The sequence below is a fragment of the Streptomyces sp. NPDC007189 genome (genome assembly GCF_040703635.1).
GTDB lineage: Bacteria > Actinomycetota > Actinomycetes > Streptomycetales > Streptomycetaceae > Streptomyces.
The window spans coordinates 437,627-460,906 of sequence record NZ_JBEYEY010000002.1 but is presented as its reverse complement, the minus strand read 5'-3'; the positions used below and the strand labels follow the sequence as shown (position 1 = coordinate 460,906).

General features: G+C 70.4%; 24 protein-coding genes. 13 read left to right on the top strand and 11 right to left on the bottom strand.

Annotation, left to right across the window (positions count from 1 at the left end):
* Nucleotides 1-69 precede the first annotated feature (69 nt).
* The gene (locus tag AB0950_RS05160) at nucleotides 70-810 is read left to right on the top strand and encodes a TerD family protein (RefSeq protein ID WP_366777827.1); all 741 of its coding nucleotides are present in this window, start codon (nucleotides 70-72) and stop codon (nucleotides 808-810) included.
* A gap of 11 nt (nucleotides 811-821) precedes the next feature.
* On the opposite strand, the gene AB0950_RS05155 is transcribed toward AB0950_RS05160, so the two are convergent.
* The 6 genes from AB0950_RS05155 to AB0950_RS05130 form a co-directional block, all read right to left on the bottom strand.
* The gene (locus tag AB0950_RS05155; RefSeq protein WP_360143923.1) at nucleotides 822-1,556 is read right to left on the bottom strand and encodes a Tellurium resistance; all 735 of its coding nucleotides are present in this window, start codon (nucleotides 1,554-1,556) and stop codon (nucleotides 822-824) included.
* Between the two features lie 144 nt (nucleotides 1,557-1,700).
* Nucleotides 1,701-2,840: a DUF475 domain-containing protein gene (locus AB0950_RS05150; RefSeq protein WP_360143926.1), complete on the bottom strand. Its 1,140-nt coding sequence runs from the start codon at nucleotides 2,838-2,840 to the stop codon at nucleotides 1,701-1,703.
* A gap of 133 nt (nucleotides 2,841-2,973) precedes the next feature.
* Complete coding sequence (locus AB0950_RS05145; RefSeq protein ID WP_360143929.1) at nucleotides 2,974-3,552, bottom strand: TerD family protein; 579 nt, start codon at nucleotides 3,550-3,552, stop codon at nucleotides 2,974-2,976.
* 106 nt (nucleotides 3,553-3,658) lie between these two features.
* Entirely contained in the window at nucleotides 3,659-4,234 is a 576-nt protein-coding gene (locus AB0950_RS05140; RefSeq protein WP_360143932.1) for a calcium homeostasis/redox stress adaptation protein, read from the bottom strand.
* A gap of 138 nt (nucleotides 4,235-4,372) precedes the next feature.
* Nucleotides 4,373-4,831, bottom strand: coding sequence for a peroxiredoxin (locus AB0950_RS05135; RefSeq protein WP_330340351.1), 459 nt, complete (start codon nucleotides 4,829-4,831; stop codon nucleotides 4,373-4,375).
* A gap of 132 nt (nucleotides 4,832-4,963) precedes the next feature.
* Nucleotides 4,964-5,401: a DUF3052 domain-containing protein gene (locus tag AB0950_RS05130; protein WP_330340350.1), complete on the bottom strand. Its 438-nt coding sequence runs from the start codon at nucleotides 5,399-5,401 to the stop codon at nucleotides 4,964-4,966.
* Between the two features lie 416 nt (nucleotides 5,402-5,817).
* On the opposite strand from AB0950_RS05130, the gene aceE reads away from it, so the two are divergent.
* The gene (gene aceE, locus AB0950_RS05125) at nucleotides 5,818-8,565 is read left to right on the top strand and encodes a pyruvate dehydrogenase (acetyl-transferring), homodimeric type (RefSeq protein WP_360143936.1); all 2,748 of its coding nucleotides are present in this window, start codon (nucleotides 5,818-5,820) and stop codon (nucleotides 8,563-8,565) included.
* Nucleotides 8,566-8,695: 130 nt separating this feature from the next.
* Nucleotides 8,696-9,439, top strand: coding sequence for a potassium channel family protein (locus tag AB0950_RS05120; RefSeq protein ID WP_360143939.1), 744 nt, complete (start codon nucleotides 8,696-8,698; stop codon nucleotides 9,437-9,439).
* Nucleotides 9,440-9,548: 109 nt separating this feature from the next.
* On the opposite strand, the gene AB0950_RS05115 is transcribed toward AB0950_RS05120, so the two are convergent.
* Together AB0950_RS05115 and AB0950_RS05110 are read right to left on the bottom strand one after the other, a co-directional pair.
* Nucleotides 9,549-9,854, bottom strand: a complete 306-nt coding sequence (locus AB0950_RS05115) for a small hydrophobic protein (protein ID WP_360143942.1) — start codon at nucleotides 9,852-9,854, stop codon at nucleotides 9,549-9,551.
* A 250-nt stretch (nucleotides 9,855-10,104) separates the two neighbouring features.
* Nucleotides 10,105-11,724 carry an MFS transporter gene (locus AB0950_RS05110; RefSeq protein ID WP_360143945.1) on the bottom strand — a complete coding sequence of 540 codons (1,620 nt, stop codon included), beginning with the start codon at nucleotides 11,722-11,724 and terminating at the stop codon, nucleotides 10,105-10,107.
* 66 nt (nucleotides 11,725-11,790) lie between these two features.
* On the opposite strand from AB0950_RS05110, the gene AB0950_RS05105 reads away from it, so the two are divergent.
* The 3 genes from AB0950_RS05105 (at nucleotide 11,791) to AB0950_RS05095 (ending at nucleotide 14,642) form a co-directional block, all read left to right on the top strand.
* The gene (locus AB0950_RS05105; protein WP_360143948.1) at nucleotides 11,791-12,426 is read left to right on the top strand and encodes a TetR family transcriptional regulator; all 636 of its coding nucleotides are present in this window, start codon (nucleotides 11,791-11,793) and stop codon (nucleotides 12,424-12,426) included.
* An 83-nt stretch (nucleotides 12,427-12,509) separates the two neighbouring features.
* Entirely contained in the window at nucleotides 12,510-13,727 is a 1,218-nt protein-coding gene (locus AB0950_RS05100) for an alpha/beta hydrolase (protein WP_360143951.1), read from the top strand.
* 66 nt (nucleotides 13,728-13,793) lie between these two features.
* Nucleotides 13,794-14,642 (top strand): DUF4429 domain-containing protein, encoded by an 849-nt coding sequence (locus tag AB0950_RS05095; RefSeq protein ID WP_360571014.1) that lies wholly within the window; start codon nucleotides 13,794-13,796, stop codon nucleotides 14,640-14,642.
* 1 nt (nucleotide 14,643) lies between these two features.
* On the opposite strand, the gene AB0950_RS05090 is transcribed toward AB0950_RS05095, so the two are convergent.
* Nucleotides 14,644-15,660: an aldo/keto reductase gene (locus tag AB0950_RS05090; protein WP_361983800.1), complete on the bottom strand. Its 1,017-nt coding sequence runs from the start codon at nucleotides 15,658-15,660 to the stop codon at nucleotides 14,644-14,646.
* Nucleotides 15,657-16,121, bottom strand: coding sequence for a MerR family transcriptional regulator (locus AB0950_RS05085; protein ID WP_360143960.1), 465 nt, complete (start codon nucleotides 16,119-16,121; stop codon nucleotides 15,657-15,659). The genes AB0950_RS05090 and AB0950_RS05085 overlap by 4 nt, the downstream gene beginning before the upstream one ends.
* 97 nt (nucleotides 16,122-16,218) lie before the next feature.
* On the opposite strand from AB0950_RS05085, the gene AB0950_RS05080 reads away from it, so the two are divergent.
* The gene (locus AB0950_RS05080) at nucleotides 16,219-16,692 is read left to right on the top strand and encodes an N-acetyltransferase (protein WP_366777826.1); all 474 of its coding nucleotides are present in this window, start codon (nucleotides 16,219-16,221) and stop codon (nucleotides 16,690-16,692) included.
* 19 nt (nucleotides 16,693-16,711) lie between these two features.
* The gene (locus AB0950_RS05075) at nucleotides 16,712-17,533 is read left to right on the top strand and encodes a serine hydrolase domain-containing protein (RefSeq protein ID WP_360143966.1); all 822 of its coding nucleotides are present in this window, start codon (nucleotides 16,712-16,714) and stop codon (nucleotides 17,531-17,533) included.
* 21 nt (nucleotides 17,534-17,554) lie between these two features.
* Here AB0950_RS05075 and AB0950_RS05070 read toward each other — a convergent pair whose 3' ends face one another.
* Nucleotides 17,555-18,205: a pirin family protein gene (locus AB0950_RS05070; RefSeq protein ID WP_360145452.1), complete on the bottom strand. Its 651-nt coding sequence runs from the start codon at nucleotides 18,203-18,205 to the stop codon at nucleotides 17,555-17,557.
* Nucleotides 18,206-18,349: 144 nt separating this feature from the next.
* On the opposite strand from AB0950_RS05070, the gene fasR reads away from it, so the two are divergent.
* From fasR to fabF, 5 genes are all read left to right on the top strand, one after another.
* Nucleotides 18,350-19,519, top strand: coding sequence for a fatty acid biosynthesis transcriptional regulator FasR (fasR, locus tag AB0950_RS05065; RefSeq protein WP_330342944.1), 1,170 nt, complete (start codon nucleotides 18,350-18,352; stop codon nucleotides 19,517-19,519).
* 89 nt (nucleotides 19,520-19,608) lie between these two features.
* The gene (locus AB0950_RS05060) at nucleotides 19,609-20,535 is read left to right on the top strand and encodes an ACP S-malonyltransferase (RefSeq protein ID WP_366777824.1); all 927 of its coding nucleotides are present in this window, start codon (nucleotides 19,609-19,611) and stop codon (nucleotides 20,533-20,535) included.
* A 10-nt stretch (nucleotides 20,536-20,545) separates the two neighbouring features.
* Nucleotides 20,546-21,577, top strand: coding sequence for a ketoacyl-ACP synthase III (locus AB0950_RS05055; RefSeq protein ID WP_360571008.1), 1,032 nt, complete (start codon nucleotides 20,546-20,548; stop codon nucleotides 21,575-21,577).
* 82 nt (nucleotides 21,578-21,659) lie between these two features.
* On the top strand, nucleotides 21,660-21,908 hold the full coding sequence (locus AB0950_RS05050; protein WP_030341284.1) for an acyl carrier protein: 249 nt from the start codon (nucleotides 21,660-21,662) through the stop codon (nucleotides 21,906-21,908).
* An 85-nt stretch (nucleotides 21,909-21,993) separates the two neighbouring features.
* Complete coding sequence (gene fabF, locus AB0950_RS05045) at nucleotides 21,994-23,256, top strand: beta-ketoacyl-ACP synthase II (RefSeq protein ID WP_360143977.1); 1,263 nt, start codon at nucleotides 21,994-21,996, stop codon at nucleotides 23,254-23,256.
* Nucleotides 23,257-23,280 lie beyond the last annotated feature (24 nt).

Sequence of the window (23,280 nt, the reverse complement as noted above, 5' to 3'; positions counted from 1 at the left end):
GTGTCCGCGCCGCTGTGGACACTACCCCCCGCATTGTCGTGGCCAGGACCGAGAAGGCAGGATGACCGCATGACGCACGCGATGCTGAAGGGGTCGAACGTCCCTCTGGAAGCCGACACGGTCCGTGCCGTGCTGCGCTGGACGCCGGGGCAGTCGGTCCCGGACGTGGACGCGTCGGCGCTGCTGCTGGGCCCCGACGGCCGTGTGCGCTCCGACGAGGACTTCGTCTTCTACAACCAGCCCCGGCACCCTTCCGGGAAGGTGTGGCGGCTGGGCAAGAAGCGGGTCGCCGAGGGCCTGACCGACACGGTCCAGGCCGATCTGCCCGGTGTCGAGCCGGACGTCGGCCGGATCCTGCTGGTCGCGTCCGCGGACGGTGTCACCTTCGACCGGGTGCCGTCGCTGTGCATCCTGCTGTACGACGCGGCGGTCGCCGACGCCGAACCGCTGGCCGTGTTCGAGATCAAGCCGGAGACGGGCGCGGAGACGGCGCTGATCTGCGGTGAGCTGTACCGGCGCGGGGAGGGCTGGAAGTTCCGCGCGCTGGGCGAGGGGTATTCGAACGGGCTGAAGGGGCTGGCCACGGACTTCGGCATCTCGGTGGACGAGTCCGAGGGCGAGGGCCCAGCGGTCGCGCCCGAGCAGCCGACGTCGGCCGTGCCGCAGCAGCCGCCCGCGTACGGCTATCCGCAGCCGGTCTCGGCTCCGCCGGCGTACGGCTACCCGCAGCCGGCGCCGGTGCCGGCTGCGGGGCCGGTGGACCCCAGCTTCCGGCTGCCTCCGCAGGGGCCGCAGTTCATCGGGCGGTGAGGGCGCCTAGGTCACCGCTCCACCTTCGTCTTGTAGCCCCTGCCCCACTGCAACCCCCACCCGTACAGCCGGTCCAGTTCGCCCTGGAAGCCGTAGACGAACTTCACCTCGCGGCGGACGACCAGTTCGCCCTTGACGTTCTCGATCATCACGACGGCGCAGGAGCGGGCCTGGGGGTGGCGTTCGTCGAGGCCTATCTCGATGTGGGGGCCGTTGCTCGGGTAGAGGGTGACGATGGCGTGGGTGCGGTCGAAGGCCGGGGTCTGGTCGTAGATGTAGACGAAGACCAGCAGGCGCTTGATGGCGTCGCGGTGGTCGAGGTTGACGTACATCGTCTCGCCGGACGCCGAGCCGAACCGGTCGTCGCCGCTGAGTTTGATGTACGGCGGGGCGTTGACGTCGCCGAGGTAGCCGCCCAGCGGCTGGACGACGCCCTTCGTGCCGTCGGACAGTTCGTACAGGCAGCCCAGGTCGAGGTCGACGTTGACCATGCTCTGGCCGTGACCGAGGACCTCCGGCGGCCTGAGGGCCTTGAAGGGGTGCCGCAGCAGGCTGGGGCGCCGGCCCGCGTCGAAGTCGGAGGTGCGCATCCGCCAGGTGAGGTTGACGCGCAGATGGCCGGTGGCCGCGCCCTGCTTGGTGAGGGACACCGTCTGGTGCCGCTTGGTGAGTTCGATGCCGTTCGCCGAGTTGCCCGCGTCGAAGTCGGCGGCGCCGGCGCCGCGCAGCCCGTCGAAGAGACCCATTCCCGCCCCAGGTGTTCGTGTGCTCGTCGTCCATGACGCTCGGGGCGGCCGACCGCGTCGGCCGCCCCGATTCAGAGCGTTCCCTCACCGGGCGCGGTGCCACACCCCGTCACCGCCCGGATCTGTCCCGTAAGGGACGGGGCATCACACCCCTGAGGAGACCTCGGCCTTCTCGCCGCTGCCGTCGCCGGCGGCCGCCAGGGCGCGGTTGCGGCGGACGGAGGACCAGAAGGACCAGGCGATCAGGACGACGCCGACGAGACCGGTGATGACCTCGTTGATCTCGTACTGGATGGTGACCATGAGGATCACGGCCAGGGCGCCGATGGCGTAGTGGGCGCCGTGCTCCAGGTAGACGTAGTCGTCGAGGGTGCCCTGGCGGACCAGGTAGACGGTGAGGGACCTGACGTACATGGCGCCGATGCCGAGGCCGAGGGCCATCATCACGATGTCGTTGGTGATGGCGAAGGCGCCGATCACACCGTCGAAGGAGAAGGACGCGTCCAGTACCTCCAGGTAGAGGAACATGAAGAACGCGGCCTGGCCGGCCAGGACGACCGGCGAGCGCTTCTTGCCGGTGCGGGCGGCCTCTTCCTCCTGCTCGTGCTCGCGCTCCTCCTCTTCCTCCAGCCGGTCCTCGAAGTAGCCCGAGAGACCGCCGACGACCATGTAGGTGATCAGGCCGGCGATGCCGGCGATCAGGACCGTCTGGGCCTTGTCCGCATGCGCGCCGCCGTGCTGGTGGGCGTGGGTGGCGAAGGTGAAGGAGGTGATCAGCAGGACGATCAGCGAGATGCAGACCGACAGCATGTCGACCTTGCCGAGCTTGGCCAGGGGCCGCTCGATCCAGCGCAGCCACTGGATGTCCCGGTCCTCGAAGATGAAGTCCAGGAAGATCATCAGCAGGAACATGCCGCCGAAGGCGGCGATGGCCGGGTGGGCGTCCGTGACCAGCTGCTGGTAGCGGTCCTTGTCGGTGAGGGCGAGGTGGACCGCGTCGTACGGGTTGAGCTTGGCGGTGAGGGCGACGATGACGACGGGGAAGACCAGCCGCATGCCGAAGACCGCGATCAGAACGCCGACCGTGAGGAAGATCTTCTGCCAGAAGGCGCTCATCTTCTTCAGGATGCCGGCGTTGACCACGGCGTTGTCGAACGACAGGGAGATCTCGAGGACGGCCAGGATGGCGACGACGCCGAAGGCCTCCCACCCCCCGTAGAAGACCGCGGCGACCAGGCCGAGCGCGGTGACCGCGAACGACCAGCCGAAGGTTTTCAGAAGCACTGGCTACCCAATCGTGTGATGGGGGCGTACCTCCCCCGCGGAAATCCGAGGAAGGGTCTCCCCCACGCCGCACTCGGCTTTGCGAAACGTTGACCCCGAGTCTAGACGTGCACCCTACCGGCGGTACCGGCGGCTACGAAACGTTCACCCCGAAGTCCAGGGCGATGCCGCGCAGGCCCGACGCATAGCCCTGGCCGACGGCGCGGAACTTCCATTCGCCCTGGTAGCGGTAGAGCTCGCCGAAGATCATGGCGGTCTCGGTGGAGGCGTCCTCGCTCAGGTCGTAGCGGGCCAGCTCCTGGCCGTCGGCCTGGTTGACGACCCGGATGAAGGCGTTGGAGACCTGGCCGAAGGTCTGGCCGCGCTCGTCGGCCATGTGGATGGAGACCGGGAAGACGATCTTCTCGCACTGCGGGGGCACCTTGGCGAGGTCGACCAGGATCGACTCGTCGTCGCCCTCGCCCTCACCGGTGAGGTTGTCACCGGTGTGCTCCACCGAACCCTCGGGGCTCTTGAGCTGGTTGTAGAAGACGAACCACTCGTCGCCCAGCACCCGGTTGTTCACGCCGCACAGCAGCGCGCTCGCGTCCAGGTCGAAGGGGGCGCCGGTGGTGGAACGCGCGTCCCAGCCGAGCCCGATCATGACGTTGGTGAGGTTCGGTGCGGCTTTGGAGAGGGAGACGTTGCCTCCCTTGGCGAGCGTGACGCCCATGATGCTGGTCCTCCCCTAGTGGTGCTTCCCTGGTTGTCCTGCGCGTCCGGCGCCGCCCGTAAACGGTGCGGCGCCGGACGGTACAGGTGCCGGATCCCTGCCGGGATCAGACGTTGACGCCGAAGTCCTGGGCGATGCCGCGCAGGCCCGAGGCGTACCCCTGGCCGATGGCGCGGAACTTCCACTCCGCGCCGTTGCGGTACAGCTCGCCGAAGACCATGGCGGTCTCGGTGGAGGCGTCCTCGCTCAGGTCGTAGCGGGCGATCTCCTGCTGGTTGGCCTGGTTCACGACGCGGATGAAGGCGTTGCGGACCTGGCCGAAGGACTGCTGGCGGTTCTCCGCGTCGTAGATCGACACCGGGAAGACGATCTTCTCGATGTCGGCCGGGACGCCGGCCAGATTGATCTTGATCTGTTCGTCGTCGCCCTCGCCCTCACCGGTGATGTTGTCGCCGGTGTGCTCGACGGAGCCGTCGGGGCTCTTGAGGTTGTTGAAGAAGACGAAGTGCTGGTCGCTGGCGACCTTGCCGGAGTTGTTCAGCAGCAGCGCGCTGGCGTCGAGGTCGAAGTCCGTGCCGGTCGTGGTGCGCACGTCCCAGCCCAGACCGACGATGACGGCGGTCAGGCCCGGGGCCTCCTTCGTCAGCGATACGTTGCCGCCCTTGCTGAGGCTGACTCCCACGGGTCCTCCATGTGGTGTCCAGGGGCGGGGAGCCCCGTCGTGCTTCGGATAGGGGATCAACGAACCGATCCTAGTGACGGGTTCCCGCCCCCCGCAGGCCCTGGACCCGCGGCAGCGCGGATGTCGGCCACGGTCGGCCTACAGGGTGTCGAGCGCCTTCACGTAGTCGTTCAGGTCGCGCGCGTCCGGCAGGCCGTTGACCACGGTCCACCGCACGACGCCCTCCTTGTCGATGATGAAGGTGCCCCGGACGGCGCATCCCTTGTCCTCGTCGAAGACGCCGTACGCGCGCGAGACGTTGCCGTGCGGCCAGAAGTCGCTGAGCAGCGGGTACTCCAGGCCCTCCTGCTCGGCGAAGACGCGCAGGGTGTGGATGGAGTCGTTGGAGACGGCGAGCACCTGCGTCCCGCGGTCGGAGAACTTCGGCAGGTTGTCGCGCAGCTCGCACAGCTCACCGGTGCACACACCGGTGAAGGCGAAGGGGTAGAAGAGCAGGACCACGTTCTTCTCGCCGCGGAAGTCCGAGAGCTTCACGGTGCGGCCGTGGTTGTCCTTGAGCTCGAAGTCGGGCGCCTTGTCGCCGACCTGGATCGCCATCGTCGTGCATCCCTTCGGTGGGCTGTTGGGGTGAGCGCACAGCAAACGCTCGGGTCCACCCTACGCAGCGATCACCGGGGAGCCGGGGACGGGCCGGGGCGAAAACCGGCCCGTCCGCTCACACAGCGAAGATCACCTCTTGGACTTGGCGGCCTTCGGCGTGGCCAGGCGGCTTCCGCTCCAGTCCTTGCCCACGCTGACGCTCTTCGACGCCGTCAGGCCGGCCGTCGTGGCGGCGTCCTGGATGTCGCTCGGCTCCACATACCCCGCACGGCCGGTCTTCGGCGTGAGAAGCAGGATCGCGCCGCCCTCTTCGATGTACGTGGTGGCATCCACCAGCGCATCCGTCAGGTCGCCGTCGTCGTCACGGAACCACAGCACAACGGCGTCGGCCACGTCGTCGAAGTCCTCGTCCATGAGGTCGCCCTCGATGGCTTCCTCAATGGCCTCGCGGAGCTCCTGATCGACGTCGTCGTCGTAGCCGATCTCCTGGACCACCTGCCCGGGCTGGAACCCCAGCCTGGCGGCAGGGTTCGTCCGCTCCTCCGCGTGGTCCGCGGTCGCGCTCACGGGTTGCCTCCTGATCATGTCTTGGTGAGTATCTCAGCCACGCGCGTGCGCGAAGCATTGGCCGTAGTCCACACGGGCGGGGCGGATCGCGCAAGTACCCGGCCCTCCGGACCGCCGAAACGGTGACGATCCCGGCCGTGTCGACGCAACTCCTGGCACCGTATCCCGATTATCAGCGACCCACATCACACCGATGTGCCCGCTTTGTCCTGTTCGGAATCCTCTCGGAATCATCCGGTGATACGCCCCTCGAACAACTTTGCCAAACACGTCACACCCCGGGCGTATCGTTGCGTTTTGACTGCTGGAGACAGCGCCGGGACACCGAGGAGATGACGTACGCCGTCCCGAGGTACACGATGGGGAACGGTGCAGGCACGAGTAAAAAATCGGCCCTCTGACAGGTAAGGAACAGCGTGGCTTCCGGACCCGATCGCAATCCGATCATCATTGGCGGCCTTCCGAGTCAGGTTCCTGACTTCGATCCCGAGGAAACCCAGGAGTGGCTCGACTCCCTGGACGCCGCCGTCGACGAGCGCGGCCGGGAGCGGGCCCGCTACCTCATGCTGCGGCTGATCGAGCGCGCCCGCGAGCGACGCGTCGCCGTGCCCGAGATGCGCAGCACGGACTACGTCAACACCATCGCCACCAAGGACGAGCCGTTCTTCCCGGGCAACGAGGAGATCGAGCGCAAGATCCTCAACGCCACCCGCTGGAACGCCGCGGTGATGGTCTCGCGCGCCCAGCGCCCCGGCATCGGCGTCGGCGGCCACATCGCCACCTTCGCCTCCTCCGCCTCGCTGTACGACGTCGGGTTCAACCACTTCTTCCGCGGCAAGGACGAGGGCGACGGCGGCGACCAGGTCTTCTTCCAGGGCCACGCCTCCCCCGGCATCTACGCGCGCGCGTACCTGCTCGACCGGCTCACCGAGAACCAGCTGGACGGCTTCCGCCAGGAGAAGTCCAAGTACCCCAACGGCCTGTCCAGCTACCCGCACCCGCGCTCCATGCCGGACTTCTGGGAGTTCCCGACGGTCTCCATGGGCCTCGGCCCGCTCGGCGCGATCTTCCAGGCGCGGATGAACCGCTACATGCACGCGCGCGGGATCGCCGACACCTCCAAGTCCCATGTGTGGGCCTTCCTCGGCGACGGCGAGATGGACGAGCCGGAGTCGCTCGGCCAGCTGTCCATCGCCGCCCGCGAGGGCCTGGACAACCTGACCTTCGTGGTCAACTGCAACCTGCAGCGGCTCGACGGCCCGGTGCGCGGCAACGGCAAGATCATCCAGGAGCTGGAGTCGATCTTCCGCGGCGCCGGCTGGAACGTGATCAAGCTGATCTGGGACCGCACCTGGGACCCGCTGCTCGCGCAGGACCGCGACGGCGTGCTGGTCAACAAGATGAACACCACGCCGGACGGCCAGTTCCAGACGTACGCCACCGAGTCCGGCGCGTACATCCGCGAGCACTTCTTCGGCGACGACGTACGGCTGCGCGCGATGGTCGAGAACATGACCGACCACCAGATCCTGATGCTGGGCCGCGGCGGTCACGACCACCGGAAGATCTACGCCGCGTACAAGGCGGCCCTGGAGCACAAGGGCCAGCCGACGGTCATCCTGGCCAAGACGGTCAAGGGCTGGACGCTGGGCCCGAACTTCGAGGGCCGCAACGCCACGCACCAGATGAAGAAGCTCACGGTCGACGACCTGAAGCGCTTCCGGGACCGGCTGCACCTGCCGATCTCCGACAAGGAGCTGGAGTCCGGCGCGCCGCCGTACTACCACCCGGGCCGCGGCACCGAAGAGATCCAGTACATGCACGACATGCGCAAGGCGTGCGGCGGGTACGTCCCCACGCGCGTCGTGCGCTCCCAGCCGCTCGCGCTGCCGGACGACAAGGCGTACGCGACGGTGAAGAAGGGCACGGGCCAGCAGTCCATCGCCACGACGATGGCGTTCGTCCGGCTCCTGAAGGACCTGATGCGGGACAAGGAGATCGGCAAGCGGTTCGTGCTGATCGCGCCGGACGAGTACCGCACGTTCGGCATGGACTCCTTCTTCCCGAGCGCGAAGATCTACAACCCGCTCGGCCAGCAGTACGAGGCGGTCGACCGGGATCTGCTGCTCGCCTACAAGGAGTCGCCGACCGGCCAGATGCTGCACGACGGCATCTCCGAGGCAGGCTGCACGGCCTCCCTGATCGCGGCCGGCTCGGCCTACGCCACGCACGGCGAGCCGCTGATCCCGGTCTACGTCTTCTACTCGATGTTCGGTTTCCAGCGCACCGGCGACCAGTTCTGGCAGATGGCCGACCAGCTGGCGCGCGGTTTCGTCCTGGGCGCGACCGCCGGCCGTACGACCCTGACCGGCGAGGGTCTGCAGCACGCAGACGGCCACTCCCAGCTGCTGGCCTCCACCAACCCGGCGTGCGTGGCGTACGACCCGGCGTACGCGTACGAGATCGCGCACATCGTCAAGGACGGCCTGCGCCGCATGTACGGCGGCGACGCCGAGCACCCGCACGGCGAGGACGTCTTCTACTACCTGACCGTCTACAACGAGCCCATCCAGCACCCGGCCGAGCCGGCGAACGTGGACGTCGAGGGCATCCTCAAGGGCGTCCACAAGCTGAGCGACGGCACCAGCGGCTCCGTCCCGGCGCAGATCATGGCCTCGGGCGTGGCGGTGCCGTGGGCGCTGGAGGCGCAGCGGATCCTCGCCGCGGACTGGAACGTGCGCGCCGACGTCTGGTCGGCCACCTCCTGGAACGAGCTGCGCCGCGAGGCGGTGGCGTGCGAGGAGCACAATCTGCTGCACCCGGAGGAGGAGCAGCGGGTGCCGTACGTGACGCGCAAGCTCAGCGGCGCCGAGGGTCCGTTCGTGGCCGTGTCCGACTGGATGCGCTCGGTTCCGGACCAGATCGCGCGCTGGGTGCCGGGCACCTACCAGTCGCTCGGCGCGGACGGCTTCGGCTTCGCCGACACGCGCGGTGCGGCGCGCCGCTTCTTCCACATCGACGCCCAGTCGATCGTGGTCGCGGTGCTGACCGAGCTGGCCCGTGAGGGCAAGGTGGACCGCTCGGTGCTGAAGCAGGCCATCGACCGGTACCAGCTGCTGGACGTGTCGGCGGCGGATCCGGGGGCGGCGGGCGGAGACGCGTAGCCGCTGCGCTCGGCCTTAGCCGGGTGGCGACCGGGGAGGGCCTGCTGGTTCGTTGCCGGGTGCGGGCGCGTGGGGGCTGGTCGCGCAGTTCCCCGCGCCCCTTAGGGGGCGCGCCTTTTACTATGCGTTTATGAACGGTCATTCGGCGCAGGCGCGTTGGGAGCGGCGTACTCAGCGGCCGTTGCTCGCGCTGGCGGTGGCGTTCGCCGTCGCCTATGCCGTGCCGATCGTGGACAGCCCCGCGCGCCGCTCCGTGACGGTCGTGTGCACCGCCACGGAGTGGGTGGTGTGGGCCGCGTTCGCGGTGGACTACCTGATGCGTCTGGCGCTCACCCCGCGGCGGAGGGAGTTCGTCCGCACGCACTGGATGGACCTGTGCGCGGTGGTGCTGCCGCTGCTGCAGCCGCTGCGGTTGCTGCGGATGGTGTCGACGCTGCTGCTGGTGGGGCGGCGGGCGCGGATGGCCTCGCAGATCCGGCTGACGACGTACGTCGGCGGGGCGGTGATCGGGCTGCTGATGTTCGGGTCGCTCGCCGTGCTGTCCGTGGAGCGGGACGCGCCGCACGGGAACATCCGGACGCTGGGTGACGCGGTGTGGTGGTCGTTCACGACGATGACGACCGTGGGGTACGGGGATCACGCGCCGACGACCGGGCTCGGGCGGATGATCGCCGTCGGGCTGATGCTGTCCGGGATCGCGCTGCTGGGTGTGGTCACCGCGAACATCGCGGCGTGGTTCATCTCGCGCTTCGAGAAGGACGACGCGGAGGAGCGGCGGCAGACGCGTGCCATCGGCGAACTGGCGGAAGAGGTGCGGTTGCTGCGGGCGGAAGTGGCTCGGTTGGTGGAGGAGCGGGAGCAGCAACGGAGTTGACTGGTGGCCCGGGGCTGCGGCTGGGCGGAGGGTGAGTCGCTTACTGGCGCCGGCAAGGTGCCGGCGCTCTCGGCAAGCGACCCTCACCCCCGCAACCAGGAACCGCCGCCTAAAGCAGCCCGTGGCCCCAAGTCGCCGCGCCTGCCAGGGCGACGATGGCCAGGAGCGTGTCGATCGCGCCCAGGACCAGCGCCACCAGGGCCGGGATGTTGCGGTCGTTGGACCAGGTGCGGCCCATGGACTGCCAGCCGCAGAACACCGCCACCGGACCGAGGACGATGCCCAGGGCGAAGAAACCGGCCACGGCACAGATCGTGCCGATGATGCCGAGCGTCGCACGGTCCGGCCCGGTCCGGTGCCACGTGCGGCCACGTGACCGGGGGTACCCGCGCGTTCCGTGCCCGAAGCCTGCCATCATCAACTCCCTGAGGCCGTATGGACAGTTCGGCTTCGATGTGCGGGTACCCCGGTTCGCCGTCGGCAGACCTGCGCAGACCTGCGCGCGCTGCCCCCCTCCCAGCAGCGCGCGCCACGGCCCGGCGTCCTCCCATGCCCTGCGGAGGACTTGACCCACTGTGACCCGCGGCGCGCGCCGGTGCGAGCGATCTTGAGCGGAGTCACCCTGATAGGCGAACTCCGCGCGGGGATCCGGAGATGAAGCAGGCTCAGATGTGGCCCACGCCCGCGCCGGCGTCCGCGTTCGCGCCCCGCTTGGTGAGCAGCGCGACCAGAACGGCGACCGCCGCCACGCCCGCCGCGACCAGGGAGGCGAGGCTCATGCCGGAGATGAAGGTGTGGTGGGCGACCTCGGTGATCTTCGCGGCGATCTGCTCCGGCACGCCCTTCGGCACCGGGGCGACACCGACCTGGACGGCCTCGGAGGCCTTGTCCAGCTGGTCCGGTGTCAGCTTCGGCAGGCCCGCGCCCGTCCAGTTGCCCGGCAGGTCGCTGTCCACCTTGGAGGCCATCACGGCGCCCAGCACGGCCGTACCGAGGCTGCCGCCGATCTGCATGGCCGCCTGCTGGAGGCCGCCGGCGACACCGGACAGTTCCATGGGCGCGTTGCCGACGATGACCTCCGTCGCACCGACCATGACCGGCGCGAGGCCGAGGCCGAGGAGCGCGAACCAGACGGACATCACACCGCTGCCGGTGTCGGCCTCGAGCGTCGACATGCCGTACATGGCGACGGCGGTCGCGGCCATGCCGCCGGCCAGCGGGATGCGCGGGCCGAGCTTGGTGATCGCGGCGCCGGCGAGCGGCGAGCCGACGATCATCATGCCGGTGAGCGGCAGCAGGTGCAGGCCCGCGTCGATGGGGCTCATGCCGTGCACGTTCTGCAGGTAGAAGGTGACGAAGAACAGGCCGCCCATGAACGCGATGGCCATCAGGACCATGAGGACGACACCGGCCGAGAGCGGGACCGAGCGGAAGAGGCCCAGCGGGATCAGCGGCTCCTTGACCTTGGTCTCCCAGAAGGAGAACACGGCGAAGAGCACCGCGGACACGCCGATGAACAGCCACGTCTTGCCGTCGCCCCAGCCCCAGGTCGGGGCCTTGATCAGGGCCCAGACCAGGCAGAACATCGCGCCGGAGAGCAGCGCGATGCCGAGCAGGTCGAAGGAGCGCGGGGCGTTCTGCGCGCGGTGGTCGAGCAGGATCAGCACGCCCAGGACCAGGGCGAGCGCTCCCACCGGCACGTTGATGAAGAACACCGACTGCCAGTTGACGTGCTCGACGAGGACGCCGCCGAGGATCGGGCCGCCCGCGGTGGACGCGCCGATCACCATGCCCCAGATGCCGATGGCCATGTTGAGCTTCTCGGCCGGGAAGGTGGCCCGCAGCAGGCCGAGCGCCGCCGGCATCAGCAGGGCGCCGAACAGGCCCTGGAAGACGCGGAACGTGACGACCGCGGCGATGCTGTGGGACAGGCCGATGGCGCCGGAGGCGGCGGCGAAGCCGGTGACGCCGATGAGGAAGGTCTGCCGGTGGCCGAAGCGGTCGCCGAGCTTGCCCGCGGTGATCAGGGAGACCGCGAGGGCGAGGAAGTAGCCGTTGGTGATCCACTGCACCTGGGCGAACGTGGCCCCCAGGTCCTTCTGGATCGCCGGGTTGGCGATGGCCACGATGGTGCCGTCGAGGGCCACCATCATGACGCCGACGGCGACGGTGATCAGGGTGAGCCAGGGATGGCCGCGCAGCCCCGCGGCCGGAGGCGACTCGAGCGGGGCCTTCGGCGCCGCGCCCTCCGGCCCCGTCGCATCGATGGTGGTCTGACTAGTCATACCGCCGAGGCTAGTGACAGCCTCTGACAATTGACAAACGATTTCATCCGTCAGTAACTGACAGATATGGAAACACTGCGCGAACGCAAGAAACAGCGCACCCGGGAAGCGCTGCTGCGGGCCGCCCTCGAACTGTTCACGACCCAGGGGTACGAGCACACGACCGTCGACGAGATCGCCGAGGCCGTCGACGTCTCGCAGCGCACCTTCTTCCGCTACTTCGCCGGCAAGGAGGACGTGGCGTTCGCGGTCCAGGAGATGACGGAGGCGCGCTTCGTCGACGCCGTACGCGCGCGTCCGCCGCACGAGGCGCCGCTTCAGGCGCTGCGGCAGGCGGTCCTGGAAGGGTGGGACTCGATCCGGGAGACGGTGGAGACGTGCGTCCCGGTCGAGCTGTATCTGCGCATGTACCGCACGATCGAGTCGACGCCCGCGCTGCTCGCCGCGCACCTGCGCCGCTCGGCGGCGACCGAGGAGACGATCGCCCGGCTGCTGGCCGAGCGGGAGGGCGTGGACGTGGACGCCGACCCGCGGCCGAGGCTGGCCGTGGCCGTGTTCGGCGGGGTGATAAGGGTCACGGAACGGCAGTGGTCCACGGGCGACGACTCCGGCCCGGACGCCATGCGTCAACTCACCGCGTCCTACCTCGATCAGGTGGCCTCGGCGCTCACCGGGAACTGGCGCACGTCAGAAGATCGTTGACGACCCGTTCGATGCCTGGCGAAACGTGATACCGGTCACTCGGTTACCCCGAGACCCTCTCGTTCTCCTAGTGTGTCCTCCCAGTGACTTCCTTCGACACCTCCCCGCAACTGAACGTCTGGCGCGCGCTGCTGGCGCTGGCCGTGGTGTTCGTGATGCTCGCGACCACCGGCTGGACCGCCCTGCGCAGCCACCGGGAGTCGACCGCACTGCAGGCCTCGCTCGCCGAGTGGGAGCAGGGCAGCATCCACGGCCTCCATCTGCCGGACCCGCATGCCGCACCGGCCGTGCTCAGCCGCTTCTTCGCCTCCCTCGCGCCGGAGGACCAGCGCCGTCTCGCCCGCCGCTACCCGCTCGCGGTCGGCAACATGAACGGCGCGCCCGTGACCCTGCGCTACCGCGCCAACCACCTCGCGCTGGAACAGCAGCGCACGGTCGAGCGCAAACGCATGCACGACACCCGGCTCAGTGCGGCCGGCCAGCAGGACGCGGGCCTTCGCATGCACCGCTACGAGTCGCTGCTGACCCACGGCCGGCACATCCTGGCCTTCGACCCCGAGGGCTCGGGCCGGATCGCGGAGGTGTTCGGAAGCCTCGACAAGGCCGAGCGGATCTCCGTCGTCGTCCCCGGCGTCGACACCGATCTGCTCACCTTCCAGAAGACGGGCCGGCCGTACACGGCCCCGGTCGGCATGGCCAAGGCGCTGTACGCGGCGGAGCGCGCCCAGAGCCCCGCGGTCCGTACGGCCGTGATCGCCTGGGCCGACTACACCGCCCCCGACGGGCTCGGCATGGACGCGGCCACCGGAGGGCGCGCCGCGGAGGGCGCCGTACGGCTGGACGCCCTGCTGGACGCCCTGCCCGGACGGGCCCCGGTGGCGATGGTGTGCCACAGCTACGGCTCGGTGGTCTGCGGGGTCGCGGCGCACGGGATGCCCCGCCGGGTCACCGACATAGCGGTGGCGGCGAGCCCCGGCATGCGTGTCTCCAGCGCCTCGCACCTGGGCACCGGGGCGCGGGTGTGGGCGATGCGCGACGCGAGCGACTGGATCCAGGACGTGCCGTATCTGGAGCTCGGCGGGCTCGGGCACGGCGCCGATCCGGTGTCGTCCGCGTTCGGCGCGCGGGTGCTGTCGGCGCGGGACGCGCGAGGTCACGCCGGCTATTTCCAGCCGGGCACCGACAGTCTGCGCAACCTGGCCGCCGTGGCGGTCGGGGCGTACGACGAGGTCACGTGCGCCCACGACAACGACGCGTGCCGAGCCGGTCTGTCCGGCGCGTCTCCCGCCGGACGCGCGTAGAAACAGCAGGAAGTGCGGTCTGCGCGGGTGGCGACGGAGGAGGACGTGCCGCATACGATGAGCCGCATGGGTGACGTACTGGCGGGATTTCATGCCGTCTGGGAGTTCGAGTCCGACTCCGTGCTCATCCGCTACGAACGGGGGATTCGGACACCGAAGCTGTTCCAGGCGCTCGGGGAGCGGCGCGTTCCGCTGTCCGCGGTCGAGGGCGTGACGATCAGCCCGGGCAAGCGCGGCACGGTCGTCCTGCGGCTGCTGCCGCGGGCCGGCGCCGATCCGCTGATGGAGGCGGCGGCCGGGCAGCTGAAGGAGGGCTCCGATCCGTACCGGCTGGTGCTGCCGGCCGAGCGGGAGACGCTCGCCGAGTACTACGCGGACGAGCTGAAGGGGCTGTTGACCGAGTCCGGCCCCGTGGAGCACCACCTGGTGGCCGCGCCCGACGTGCCGCTGTCCTTCAAGGCGTACGACGGGAAGGCGAGCTTCGACGGGACGGCGGTGCAGTTCCGCTGGTCGTGGACGGGCGCGTCGTCGGCGAAGTGGAAGGCGGGCGACCAGAGTTTTCCGGTCACGGAGCTGAACGGGGTGGAGTGGCGCTCGCCGGAGGTGTTCGAGGGTCATCTGCGCCTGCTGCGCAGGGCGGCCGACGCGGCGGCGCCCGTGCCGGCCGACCAGGATCCGGCCGCGGTGGTGTTCGGGCTGGGATACGGGCCGGTGCACGAGTCGCTGCCGTTCGCGGCGGCCGTCCTCGCCGCCGTACGCACGCGGGGGCCGGTGCCCGTGGCACCGGCCCCGTCACGGCGCGACCCCGCCGACATCGCCGAGCGGATCCGGCACCTCGGCGAGCTGCATCAGGCCGGGCTGGTCACCGACGAGGAATTCTCCTCCAAGAAGGCGGAGTTGCTGGCGGAGCTGTGAGCTATTCGCGGCCCGCGGACGCGAACGTCATGTCCGCGTAGCGCTCACCCGCCACCTTGCCGGCGATCGGCTCGAGCCGGGCCAGTTCCTCGTCGGTCAGGGTGAGGGCCGTCGCCGCCACGTTCTCCTCCACCCGCTGCGGCTTGCGGGTGCCCGGGATGGGCACCACCGGGAGGGCGTCGACCGCCGCCCGCTGCTGCACCCAGGCCAGGGCGACCTGGCCGAGGGTGGCGCCGTGGGCCTCGGCGACGGCGCGGACCGGCTCCAGCAGGGCGGCGTTGGCGGTCGCGTTGGCGCCGGTGAAGCGGGGCTGCTGACGGCGGAAGTCGTCGGCGGTCAGCTCCTGTTCGGCGTCGGTGAAGGAGCCGGTGAGGAAGCCGCGGCCGAGCGGCGAGTACGGCACGAGGGCGACGCCCAGGTCCCGCGCGGCCGGCACGACCTTCGCCTCGATGTCCCGGCTGAACAGCGACCACTCCGACTGCACGGCCGCGATCGGGTGCACGGCGTGTGCGGCGCGCAGCTCGTCGGCGGTGACCTCGCTCAGCCCGAGGTGCTTGACCTTGCCCTCGCGGACCAGGTCCGCCATCGTGCCGACGGTCTCCTCGATGGGGACGTTCACATCGCGCCGGTGCATGTAGTAGAGGTCGATCACGTCGACGCCGAGCCGCTTGAGGCTGGCCTCGACGGCCTGGCGGATGTACGGGGCGTCGTTGCGGATGATCCGCTTGGTCGGGTCGTCCTCGGGGATCGACAGCGCGAACTTGGTGGCGATCACCACCTCGTCCCGGTGCGCCGCGAAGAAGGGCGCGAGGAAGCGCTCGTTCTCCCCCGCGCCGTAGGCGTCGGCCGTGTCGTACAGCGTCACGCCCAGCTCCAGCGCCCGCTCCAGCGCGGCGCGCGCCTGGCCGGCGTCCGTGGGGCCGTACGCGAAGCTCATGCCCATGCAGCCGAGGCCCTGGACGCCCACCTCGGGTCCGCCCTCGCCGAGCCTCACCGTCGGAATCCTGGCGTCGGTCATCGCGTGGTCCCCTCCATCGCGTAGAAACTGATCTTGCGGTCGAGTACGGCGAGCGTGTCGCGCAGCTCGGCGATCCGGTTCAGCACGTCCCTGCGGGTCGACTCCAGCAGTTCCCGCCGTTCGGCGTAGGTGCTCTCGCCCTCCCGGACCAGCTCCGCGTACCGGACCATGTCCGCGACCGGCATGCCGGTCAGCCGCAGCTTGGTCACGAAGTCCAGCCAGTCCAGGTCGCGGTTGCTGTAGCGCCGCTGGCCGGTGTGCGAGCGGTCGACGTTCGGCATCAGGCCGATCCGCTCGTACCAGCGCAGGGTGTGCGCGGTCAGGCCGGTGAACGCCACGACCTCGCTGATCGTGTAGCGGTCCTGGCCGTCGGGGCGCGGATGGCGTCTGGGCGGGGCGGAGCAGATGTCGGCGGGGGCCGTTCGTGCGGTGTCCGCTGGCGTCGTCTGCATCACCGTCATGGCCTCCACGCTATGGGGTTGGAGTGCACTCCAAGCAAGCGGATCCGGTAAGAAATCCCCAGGACGCGGGCCGGGACGCGTCGCTAGCGTGCGGCTCATGAGTCTTGTACGCCGGGCCGTGCCCGAGGATGCCGCGGAAGTGCTGCGACTGCGCCAGGTCATGATCGATTCCATGTTCGAGGCCGGGGGCGGTCCGACCGACTGGCACGCGGAGTCCCTGCCGGTGCTGCGGGAGAGGCTGGCCGACGCGGACGGGGACTTCGCGGCGTTCGTCGTCGACCACCCGGACCGGCCGGGGGCGCTGGCCGCGCTGGTGTGCGGGGCGCTGGAGTACCGCATCGGCCGCGCCGGGAACCCGCACGGGCGGGTCGGGCACGTCTTCAGCGTCGCCACCGACCCGGACGCCCGGCGGCGCGGGTACGCGCGCGCGTGCATGGAGGAGCTGCTGCAGTGGTTCCGGGAGCGGGGCGCCGGGCAGGTCGACCTGAACGCGTCCGCGCAGGCCGAACCGCTGTACGCGTCCCTCGGTTTCGTGCGCAAGCCCGACCCCTCGATGCGGCTGGCCCTGTGAGCCGCATAGGCTCGCCGGCATGTCGTTGCAGAGCCTGGCGCTGATCGAGAACTGGCCCGTCCCCACCGCCGCGGCGGGCGTCGTACGAGCCGACGGGACCGTCGTCGGGACGCACGGTCCCGTCGGACACCGGTTTGCGCTGGCCTCGGTCACCAAGCCGCTGGCCGCGTACGCCGCGCTCGTCGCGTACGAGGAGGGCGCGATCGAGCTGGACGAGCCGGCCGGACCGCCCGGGGCGACCGTCCGCCACCTTCTCGCACACACCTCCGGGCTGGCCTTCGACGAGCACCGGGTGACGGCGCCCCCCGGCGAGCGGCGGCTGTACTCCAACGCCGGGTTCGAGCAGCTCGGCGACCACATCGCCAAGGCGACGGAGATCCCGTTCGCCGACTATCTGCGGCAGGCGGTGCTGGAGCCGCTGGGCATGACGTCGACGTCGCTGGCTGGCTCCCCGGCGAAGGACGGCGTGTCCACGGTCTCGGACCTGCTGCGGTTCGCGGCGGAGGTGCAGGCGCCGCGGCTGCTGGACCCGCGGACGGTCGCGGAGGCGATGAGCGTGCAGTACCCGGGGACGAAGGGGGTGCTGCCGGGGTACGGGCACCAGAACCCCAACGACTGGGGGCTGGGCTTCGAGATCCGCGACTCCAAGTCCCCGCACTGGACCGGGAGTTCCTCGTCACCGCGCACCTTCGGGCATTTCGGGCAGTCGGGTACGTTCCTGTGGATCGACCCGGACGCGCAGGTCGCCGGGGTGGCGCTGACGGACCGGGCGTTCGGCCCCTGGGCGATCGAGGCGTGGCCGGTGTTCACGGACGCCGTACTGACGGAGCTGCGGGGCTGACACCGGCTGCGACCGCCGCCGCTATGACATCTCCCACATCAGCACCTCGGCCGGCGTGACGGCCACCGCCTCCACCCCGGCCGCCCCCGTGATCCGCGCCGAGTCGCCGGCGTCGAGGTGCTCCTCCCCCAGCCGGACGGCGCCGCGGACCACGTGGACGTAGACGTGCGCCGCGTCGGGGACGGCCGTGCGCTCGGCCGGTGCCAGACGGCGCACGTGGAGCATCGCGCCGGCCTCGGGGACGGCGTACGGGGTGGCGTCGGCGATGCCCGGCACGATCTCGTACGAGGGCTCGCCGCCCGGTTGCCGGGGGGCCAGCCACATCTGGATGAAGGTGAGGGGCGCCGGGCCGTCGTTGCGCTCGACGTGGCGGACGCCCGCCGCCGCGCTGAGCCGCTGGACGTCGCCGGGGCGGACCTTCGTCTCGTGGCCGGTGGAGTCGCGGTGGGTCAGCTCGCCCTCGGCGACCCAGGTGACGATCTCGGTGTGGCTGTGCGGGTGTTCGTCGAACCCGGCACCGGGCGCGAGCCGTTCCTCGTTGCAGGCGATGACCGCGCCGAACCGGAGGTTGCCGGGGTCGTAGTGCGGGCCGAAGGAGAAGGCGTGCCACGACTCGATCCCGGCCTCGGGATCGCCCCCGGGGTAGCGCTCGCCGGAGCGCCGTACGTCCATCACGCGCACCACGGTAGCCGGGCTCGGACCGGCCGACGCCGGTCCAGCCCAACCCCGGCGGCACACCGGCCCGGCCCGATAAGGCAGTCTTGTCCCGTGCCCGAACCCGAATCCCGCAGCAGCGATCCGCACGCCGATCCCCACATGCACGACGTCCACCCGCACGCCGCGACCCTCAAGCGGCTGGAGAAGTCCTCAGGGTCGCTCGCCGCTCAGGCCATCGCGCGCATGGACGAGACCCTGCCGTGGTATCGGGCCATGCCCCCGGAGAACCGCTCGTGGATCGGGCTGGTCGCCCAGGCGGGCATCGCGGCCTTCACCGAGTGGTTCCGGCACCCGGACGCGCCCCAGGCGATCTCCACGGACGTGTTCGGCACTGCGCCGCGCGAGCTGACCCGGGCCATCACGCTGCGGCAGACCGTGGAGATGGTGCGCACCACCATCGAGGTCATGGAGAGCGCGATCGACGAGGTCGCGGCGCCCGGGGACGAGAGCGTGCTGCGCGAGGCGCTGCTCGTGTACGCCCGCGAGATCGCCTTCGCCACCGCGCAGGTGTACGCCCAGGCCGCGGAGGCACGCGGTGCCTGGGACGCGCGGCTGGAGTCGCTGGTGGTCAACGCCGTGCTGAGCGGGGAGGCCGACGAGGGGGCCGTCAGCCGGGCCGCCGCGCTCGGGTGGAACTCGCCGGAGCACGTGTGCGTGGTGCTGGGCACGGCGCCGGACGGGGACAGCGAGCTGACCGTCGAAGCCATCCGGCGGGCCGCCCGGCACGCCAAACTGCAGGTGCTCACCGGGGTGCTGGGCGACCGGCTCGTCGTCATCGCCGGCGGCAGCAACAACCCGCTCGCCGTCGCCAAGTCGCTGATCGGGCCCTTCGCCGCGGGCCCGGTCGTCGCGGGGCCCGTGGTGCCCGATCTGCTGGCCGCCACGCGGTCCGCGCAGGCCGCCGCCGCGGGGCTGAAGGCGTGTTCGGCCTGGCAGGACGCGCCGCGGCCGGTGCTGGCGGACGATCTCCTCCCGGAGCGCGCGATCGCGGGCGATCCGAGCGCCCGCGAGCAGTTGGTGGAGGAGATCTACAGACCTCTGGAAGAGGCCGGTTCGGCGCTGCTGGAAACCTTGAGTGTCTATCTGGAGCAGGCGAGCAGCCTGGAAGGCGCGGCCCGGATGCTCTTCGTTCACCCGAATACCGTCCGCTACCGGCTCAGACGTGTGACAGACGTCACCGGTTGGTCGCCGTCGGATGTACGATCCGCGTTCACACTGCGGATTGCGCTCATCCTGGGGCGTCTGGCCGACGGCGAACCCCCGGCATAAGGTTTTGTGGGAGGTCCACAAAAGCCCTTCGTGTTCTTCGTCCTAGTCCCCACGGGCGGCCCCGGCCGTCCCCAAGAGAGAGTGTGAGAGTGCTCGTACTCGTCGCTCCCGGCCAGGGCGCCCAGACGCCCGGCTTCCTGACTCCCTGGCTCGAACTGCCCGGTGCCGCCGACCGCGTCGCCGCCTGGTCGGACGCCCTCGGCCTGGACCTGGTGCACTACGGCACCCAGGCCGACGCCGACGCCATCCGCGACACCGCGGTGGCCCAGCCGCTGCTGGTCGCCGCCGGGATCCTGTCCGCCGCGGCACTCGGTGCCATCTCCGAGACCGCCCCTGGCGCGGTCGCCGGGCACAGCGTCGGTGAGATCACCGCCGCCGCCTTCGCGGGCGTGCTGGACGACACCGCCGCGCTGGGCCTGGTCCGCAAGCGGGGTCTGGCGATGGCCGACGCCGCCGCGGTCACCGAGACGGGCATGTCGGCGCTGCTCGGCGGCGACCCCGAGACCTCCGTGGCGCACCTGGAGAAGCTGGGCCTGACCCCGGCGAACATCAACGGGGCGGGCCAGATCGTCGCCGCGGGCACGCTGGAGCAGCTGGCCGCGCTGAACGAGGACAAGCCCGAGGGCGTCCGCAAGGTGATCCCGCTGAAGGTCGCCGGCGCCTTCCACACCCACCACATGGCTCCCGCCGTCGAGACGCTGGCCAAGGCCGCCGCGGAGCTCGACCCGGCCGACCCCAAGGTGACCTACGTCTCCAACAGGGACGGCAAGGCGGTCGCGAGCGGCGCCGAGGTGCTCGAGCGGCTGGTCGGCCAGGTCGCCAGCCCCGTGCGCTGGGATCTGTGCATGGAGACCTTCAAGGAGCTGGGCGTCACCGCGCTCATCGAGGTGTGCCCGGGCGGCACGCTGACCGGACTGGCCAAGCGCGCGCTGCCCGGCGTCACGACGCTGGCCCTGAAGACCCCCGACGACCTCGACGCGGCCCGCGCGCTCCTCGCCGAGCACGCCGGCGCCTAAGGAGCCGTACATGGCGAAGATCAAGCCCAGCAAGGGTGCCCCGTATGCGCGCATCCTCGGTGTCGGCGGCTACCGGCCGACCCGGGTGGTGCCCAACGAGGTGATCCTGGAGCGGATCGACTCCTCCGACGAGTGGATCCGGTCCCGCTCCGGCATCGAGACCCGGCACTGGGCCGGTCCCGAGGAGACCGTGGCCGCGATGTCCGTCGAGGCCGCCGGCAAGGCGATCGCCAACGCCGGCATCGCCGCCGAGCAGATCGGCGCCGTGGTCGTCTCGACGGTCTCGCACTTCAGCCAGACCCCGGCCGTCGCCACCGAGATCGCCGACAAGCTGGGCACGGACAAGGCCGCCGCCTTCGACATCTCGGCGGGCTGCGCGGGCTTCGGCTACGGCCTGACCCTCGCCAAGGGCATGGTGGTGGAAGGTTCCGCCGAGTACGTGCTCGTCATCGGCGTGGAGCGGCTCAGCGACCTGACCGACCTGGAGGACCGGGCCACCGCCTTCCTGTTCGGCGACGGCGCCGGCGCGGTCGTCGTCGGCCCCTCCCAGGAGCCGGCCATCGGCCCGACCGTGTGGGGCTCCGAGGGCGACAAGGCCGAGACGATCAAGCAGACCGTCCCCTGGGACCGCTTCCGGATCGGCGACGTGTCGCAGCTGCCCCTGGACAGCGAGGGCAACATCAAGTTCCCCGCCATCACGCAGGAGGGCCAGGCGGTGTTCCGCTGGGCCGTGTTCGAGATGGCGAAGGTCGCCCAGCAGGCGCTGGACGCGGCCGGGATCAGCTCGGAGGAGCTGGACGTCTTCATCCCGCACCAGGCCAACGTGCGGATCATCGACTCGATGGTGAAGACCCTCAAACTGCCGGAGCACGTCACGGTCGCCCGTGACATCCGCACCACCGGCAACACCTCGGCCGCCTCGATTCCGCTCGCGATGGAGCGGCTCCTGGCGACCGGGGAGGCGAAGAGCGGCGACACCGCGCTCGTCATCGGATTCGGGGCGGGTCTCGTCTACGCCGCCACGGTCGTTACCCTCCCCTAGGCACTGCGTGCCCGATCATGTGATCGGGACACGGCAGAAATCGCCACAAACCGTCTGGAACATCGAAGAAGGAGCGCCTGACATGGCCGCCACTCAGGAAGAGATCGTCGCCGGTCTCGCCGAGATCGTGAACGAGATCGCCGGGATCCCCGTTGAGGACGTCCAGCTGGACAAGTCCTTCACCGACGACCTGGACGTCGACTCGCTGTCCATGGTCGAGGTCGTCGTCGCCGCCGAGGAGCGCTTCGACGTGAAGATCCCGGACGAGGACGTCAAGAACCTCAAGACCGTCGGCGACGCGACCGACTACATCCTCAAGCACCAGGCCTAAGGACACCTCTTAGGCCCAGGGCCCAAGGCCCCGCCACCCGGCGGTGGCGCCGTTGATTCCCGCATCCGTTGGAGAAAGAATTCCCGTGAGCCCGACCAATCGCACCGTGGTCGTCACCGGTATCGGCGCAACCACACCGCTGGGTGGCGACGTAGCTTCGTTCTGGGAGGCCCTGGTCGCCGGCACGTCCGGCGTCAGCCTTCTGGAGCAGGAGTGGGCTGCCGACCTGCCGGTCCGCATCGCCGCGCAGATCGCCGTGGATCCCGGCGAGATCATCCCCCGGCCCCAGGCCCGCAAGCTGGACCGCTCGGCGCAGTTCGCGCTGATCGCCGCTCAGGAGGCCTGGAAGGACGCCGGGTTCGCCGCCAGGGCCGGTGAGGACGCGTCCGTGAACCCCGACCGCCTCGGTGCGGTCATCGCCTCCGGCATCGGCGGCGTGACGACGCTCCTGGACCAGTACGACATCCTCAAGGAGCGGGGCGTGCGCCGCGTCTCCCCGCACACCGTGCCGATGCTGATGCCCAACTCCCCGGCGGCCAACGTCGGCATCGAGCTGGGCGCCCGCGCCGGTGTGCACACCCCCGTCTCGGCCTGCGCCTCGGGCGCGGAGGCCATCGGGTACGCGATCGAGATGATCCGCACCGGGCGTGCGGACGTGGTCGTGGCCGGTGGTACCGAGGCCGCCATCCACCCGCTGCCGATCGCCGCGTTCGGCAACATGATGGCGATGTCCAAGAACAACGACGACCCGCAGGGCGCCTCCCGTCCCTTCGACGCCGGCCGTGACGGCTTCGTGCTCGGCGAGGGCGCCGGCGTGATCGTCCTGGAGTCCGAGGAGCACGCGAAGGCCCGCGGCGCCCGGATCTACGCCGAGGCGGTCGGCCAGGGCATCTCCGCCGACGCCCACCACATCACGCAGCCGGAGCCGTCCGGCAACGGCATCGCGCACGCGCTGCAGAACCTGCTGGACAGCACGGACCTGAAGCCGGCCGAGGTCGTGCACGTGAACGCGCACGCCACGTCGACGCCGCAGGGCGACGTCGCCGAGATCAAGGCGCTGCGCAAGGTGTTCGGCGACGACGTCGACCACATGGCGATCTCCGCGACCAAGTCGATGACCGGTCACCTGCTGGGCGGCGCCGGCGGCATCGAGACCGTCGCGTCGATCCTGGCGCTGGTCAACCGCACGGCTCCGCCGACGATCAACGTCGACGACCTCGACCCCGACGTCAACGCGGACATCGTGCGCGGCGAGGCGCGTCAGCTGCCCGAGGGCCGCATCGCCGCGCTGAACGACTCGTTCGGCTTCGGCGGGCACAACGTGGTGCTGGCGTTCCGGACGCTCTGAGAACGTGCGTGAGGGCCCCTGCCG